The organism is Caulobacter sp. GW821-FHT10A06 (assembly GCF_059415805.1).
The window spans coordinates 1-5,430 of sequence record NZ_JBWKNY010000011.1; the positions used below are offsets into that span (position 1 = coordinate 1).

General features: G+C 54.7%; 3 tRNA genes and 3 rRNA genes. All 6 read left to right on the forward strand.

What is annotated here, in order from left to right:
• The first annotated feature begins 106 nt into the window (after positions 1 to 106).
• The 6 genes from AC07NF_RS26080 (at position 107) to AC07NF_RS26105 (ending at position 5,426) form a co-directional block, all read left to right on the forward strand.
• Positions 107 to 1,592 (forward strand): 16S ribosomal RNA (locus AC07NF_RS26080).
• Between the two features lie 185 nt (positions 1,593 to 1,777).
• A tRNA-Ile gene (locus AC07NF_RS26085) sits at positions 1,778 to 1,854 on the forward strand.
• 83 nt (positions 1,855 to 1,937) lie between these two features.
• Positions 1,938 to 2,013, forward strand: a tRNA-Ala gene (locus AC07NF_RS26090).
• Positions 2,014 to 2,267: 254 nt separating this feature from the next.
• A 23S ribosomal RNA gene (locus tag AC07NF_RS26095) occupies positions 2,268 to 5,053 on the forward strand.
• Between the two features lie 115 nt (positions 5,054 to 5,168).
• Positions 5,169 to 5,283 (forward strand): 5S ribosomal RNA (gene rrf / locus AC07NF_RS26100).
• Together the 16S, 23S and 5S rRNA genes with 3 tRNA genes alongside form the textbook arrangement of a ribosomal RNA operon.
• 66 nt (positions 5,284 to 5,349) lie before the next feature.
• Positions 5,350 to 5,426 (forward strand) — tRNA-Met (locus AC07NF_RS26105).
• Positions 5,427 to 5,430 lie beyond the last annotated feature (4 nt).

Sequence of the window (5,430 nt, forward strand, 5' to 3'; positions counted from 1 at the left end):
CTTCGGTTGGCTGCAGTGTGATGGGAACTCGTCAAGATACTATGCAAACCAGATACCTGATCCTGGGTTTTCCCCCGGGATTGGAAGTCTGATGTCAATGTCAACTCAACCTGAGAGTTTGATCCTGGCTCAGAGCGAACGCTGGCGGCAGGCCTAACACATGCAAGTCGAACGGATCCTTCGGGATTAGTGGCGGACGGGTGAGTAACACGTGGGAACGTGCCCTTTGGTTCGGAACAACTCAGGGAAACTTGAGCTAATACCGGATGTGCCCTTCGGGGGAAAGATTTATCGCCATTGGAGCGGCCCGCGTCTGATTAGCTAGTTGGTGAGGTAAAGGCTCACCAAGGCGACGATCAGTAGCTGGTCTGAGAGGATGATCAGCCACATTGGGACTGAGACACGGCCCAAACTCCTACGGGAGGCAGCAGTGGGGAATCTTGCGCAATGGGCGAAAGCCTGACGCAGCCATGCCGCGTGAATGATGAAGGTCTTAGGATTGTAAAATTCTTTCACCGGGGACGATAATGACGGTACCCGGAGAAGAAGCCCCGGCTAACTTCGTGCCAGCAGCCGCGGTAATACGAAGGGGGCTAGCGTTGCTCGGAATTACTGGGCGTAAAGGGAGCGTAGGCGGACTGTTAAGTTAGAGGTGAAAGCCCAGGGCTCAACCTTGGAATTGCCTTTGATACTGGCAGTCTTGAGTACGGAAGAGGTATGTGGAACTCCGAGTGTAGAGGTGAAATTCGTAGATATTCGGAAGAACACCAGTGGCGAAGGCGACATACTGGTCCGTTACTGACGCTGAGGCTCGAAAGCGTGGGGAGCAAACAGGATTAGATACCCTGGTAGTCCACGCCGTAAACGATGAGTGCTAGTTGTCGGCATGCATGCATGTCGGTGACGCAGCTAACGCATTAAGCACTCCGCCTGGGGAGTACGGTCGCAAGATTAAAACTCAAAGGAATTGACGGGGGCCCGCACAAGCGGTGGAGCATGTGGTTTAATTCGAAGCAACGCGCAGAACCTTACCACCTTTTGACATGCCCGGACCACCAGAGAGATCTGGCTTTCCCTTCGGGGACTGGGACACAGGTGCTGCATGGCTGTCGTCAGCTCGTGTCGTGAGATGTTGGGTTAAGTCCCGCAACGAGCGCAACCCTCGCGATTAGTTGCCATCAGGTTTGGCTGGGCACTCTAATCGTACTGCCGGAGTTAATCCGGAGGAAGGCGGGGATGACGTCAAGTCCTCATGGCCCTTACAAGGTGGGCTACACACGTGCTACAATGGCGACTACAGAGGGCTGCAATCCCGCGAGGGGGAGCCAATCCCTAAAAGTCGTCTCAGTTCGGATTGTTCTCTGCAACTCGAGAGCATGAAGTTGGAATCGCTAGTAATCGCGGATCAGCATGCCGCGGTGAATACGTTCCCGGGCCTTGTACACACCGCCCGTCACACCATGGGAGTTGGCTTTACCCGAAGGCGCTGCGCTAACTCGCAAGAGAGGCAGGCGACCACGGTAGGGTCAGCGACTGGGGTGAAGTCGTAACAAGGTAGCCGTAGGGGAACCTGCGGCTGGATCACCTCCTTTCTAAGGATGCTTCTCCAGCCTCTCACGAGGTTATTGAAGCTCCAATTAGTGCGCTTGACGCACACAAATGAGCGGATCGCCGCCGTCTTCGTTTCTCTTTCCACTCCTTGATCGCCGTTAGGTGATCGAGGCGATCGCGAGCCCTGGAGCGGGTCCATCTGATGGACCTCATCTGAGCGGCCTATGGGCCCGTAGCTCAGTTGGTTAGAGCGCACGCTTGATAAGCGTGAGGTCATAAGTTCAAGTCTTATCGGGCCTACCACTCTTTCCACATACGGATCCGCACTCTTCTGAGTGTTTCTGGCGACCAGCTCCTGATGGGCAAGCAACTCACACCGAGTGTGAGGGGCCATAGCTCAGTTGGTAGAGCGCCTGCTTTGCAAGCAGGATGTCGTCGGTTCGAATCCGTCTGGCTCCACCATTCTCCCTGTCATCGGACAGGTCGAGAAATCGCGATCGAGGAATGATCAAGTTTGCACTGGCTCTTGAGCCAGCTGCGAAATGACATTGTGAAGGCAGGGTTCCTCCGCCAACCGTAGCTCACCCCTGGGATACGGACCTGGTTTAAGGATGGACTTAAGAAGACATCATTGTCTGACTAAAGGTAGAGCTCATGCTCGATCCCTTCCCGCGAGATGCGGCAAGGGTCGATTATGCATGGGTTTTGCTGAGAACGATCAAGCGCATAAGGGCTTCTGACGGATGCCTTGGCATTGAGAGGCGATGAAGGACGTGGCACGCTGCGATAAGAGCCGGGGAGGCGCGAGCACCCTTTGATCCGGCTATCTCCGAATGGGGAAACCCACCTTTATGGTCACCCAACTTAGTCTCAGCTTCGGCTGGGGCCAGGATTGGTTGATCAGAAGAGGTATAATGACCTGAATACATAGGGTTCATTAAGCAAACCCGGGGAACTGAAACATCTCAGTACCCGGAGGAAAGGACATCAACCGAGACTCCCGTAGTAGTGGCGAGCGAACCGGGACCAGGCCAGTGCTGTCGTGACATAAAGCTGAATGTGTTGGGAAACACAGCCATAGTGGGTGATAGCCCCGTAAGCGTCAAATAGCGACAGACTCGAGTAGGGCGGGACACGTGAAATCCTGTCTGAACATGGGGGGACCACCCTCCAAGCCTAAGTACTCCTCAATGACCGATAGCGAACAAGTACCGTGAGGGAAAGGTGAAAAGCACCCCGACAAGGGGAGTGAAACAGATCCTGAAATCGGAAGCCTACAAGCAGTCGGAGCCACCGCGCGTGGTGACGGCGTACCTTTTGTATAATGGGTCAGCGACTTCATGTGCCGTGCAAGCTTAAGCCGTTAGGTGTAGGCGCAGCGAAAGCGAGTCTGAATAGGGCGAATAAGTACGTCGCATGACGACCCGAAACCAGGTGATCTATCCATGAGCAGGTTGAAGGTAAGGTAACACTTACTGGAGGACCGAACCGGTGAATGTTGAAAAATTCTCGGATGACTTGTGGATAGGGGTGAAAGGCCAATCAAACCTGGACATAGCTGGTTCTCCGCGAAAACTATTTAGGTAGTGCCTCGGACGTATTCCTTGGGGGGTAGAGCACTGAATGGATGCGGGCGGCGCGAGCTGTACCAATTCTAATCAAACTCCGAATACCCAAGAGAACTATCCGGGAGACACACGGCGGGTGCTAACGTCCGTCGTGAAAAGGGAAACAACCCTAACCATCATCTAAGGCCCCCAAGTACTGGCTAAGTGGGAAACGATGTGGGTTTGCTTTGACAACCAGGATGTTGGCTTAGAAGCAGCCATCATTTAAAGAAAGCGTAACAGCTCACTGGTCAAGCGAACCTGCGCGGAAAATGTAACGGGGCTTAAGCCAGTCGCCGAAGGTATGGGTGTGCGTAAGCACGCGGTAGCGGAGCGTTCCGTAAGCCGATGAAGGTGAGGCGTGAGCCTTGCTGGAGGTATCGGAAGTGAGAATGCTGACATGAGTAGCGATAAAGAGGGTGAGAGACCCTCTCGCCGAAAGCCCAAGGGTTCCTGCGTAAAGCTAATCTGCGCAGGGTTAGTCGGCCCCTAAGGCGAGGCCGAAAGGCGTAGTCGATGGGAATCAGGTGAATATTCCTGAACCAGTTGGAAGTGACGGATCTGGTAAATTGTCGGGGCTTATTGGATTGCTCCCGGCAGTGAACAGGTCCCTGGAAATAACTCCAACGGAGACCGTACCCGAAACCGACACAGGTGGGCAGGTAGAGTATACCAAGGCGCTTGAGAGAACTGTGCTGAAGGAACTCGGCAAATTGCACGCGTAACTTCGGGATAAGCGTGACTCTTCTTTGGGCAACCAGAGAAGAGTGGCACAAGCCAGGGGGTAGCGACTGTTTATCAAAAACACAGGGCTCTGCGAAGCCGCAAGGCGACGTATAGGGTCTGACGCCTGCCCGGTGCCTGAAGGTTAAAAGGAGGGGTGCAAGCTCTGAATTGAAGCCCAGGTAAACGGCGGCCGTAACTATAACGGTCCTAAGGTAGCGAAATTCCTTGTCGGGTAAGTTCCGACCTGCACGAATGGCGTAACGACTTCCCCACTGTCTCCAGCACAGGCTCAGCGAAATTGAATTCCCCGTGAAGATGCGGGGTTCCCGCGGTCAGACGGAAAGACCCTATGAACCTTTACTGCAGCTTCGCCTTGGCGTTAGCAGCAACATGTGTAGGATAGGTGGGAGGCTATGAAACCGGGGCGCCAGTTCCGGTGGAGCCATCCTTGAAATACCACCCTTATTGTTGCTGACGTCTAACCGCGGCCCGTTATCCGGGTCCGGGACATGGCGTGGCGGGCAGTTTGACTGGGGCGGTCGCCTCCCAAAGTGTAACGGAGGCGCGCGATGGTGGGCTCAGACCGGTCGGAAATCGGTCGTCGAGTGCAATGGCATAAGCCCGCCTGACTGCGAGACTGACAAGTCGAGCAGAGACGAAAGTCGGCCATAGTGATCCGGTGGTCCTGCGTGGAAGGGCCATCGCTCAACGAATAAAAGGTACTCTAGGGATAACAGGCTGATTTTGCCCAAGAGTCCATATCGACGGCAAAGTTTGGCACCTCGATGTCGGCTCATCACATCCTGGGGCTGGAGCAGGTCCCAAGGGTTCGGCTGTTCGCCGATTAAAGTGGTACGTGAGCTGGGTTCAGAACGTCGTGAGACAGTTTGGTCCCTATCTGCCGTGGGTGTACGAGACTTGAGAGGATCTGTCCCTAGTACGAGAGGACCGGGATGGACACACCTCTGGTGGACCTGTCATGGCGCCAGCTGTGCAGCAGGGTAGCTAAGTGTGGAATAGATAACCGCTGAAAGCATCTAAGCGGGAAACTAACCTCAAAACAAGGTCTCGCTGAGAGCCGTGGAAGACCACCACGTTGATAGGCCGGGTGTGGAAGTGCGGCGACGCATGGAGCTTACCGGTACTAATAGCTCGATAGGCTTGATCGTTCTTCAGTCAAACCCATGCAAACAGCATGGCTCTACTTCAGACACTGATGTCTTCTTCACAATCCTCTCCCAACGGGCGTAAGCCCGAAGGGAAGAGTGATATCCTTTTCGCTGACCTGGTGGCTTTGCCGGGGGTTCCCCACCCGATCCCATTCCGAACTCGGTCGTTAAGTCCCCCTGGGCCAATGGTACTTCGTCTCAAGGCGCGGGAGAGTAGGTCGCCGCCAGGTCCGCCAAAAGGATATCTCGTCACTAAGTCCAAAACCCTGCATCACAATCTCACACCAACACCCTGACGCGGGGTGGAGCAGCCCGGTAGCTCGTCAGGCTCATAACCTGAAGGTCACAGGTTCAAATCCTGTCCCCGCACCCAAGGT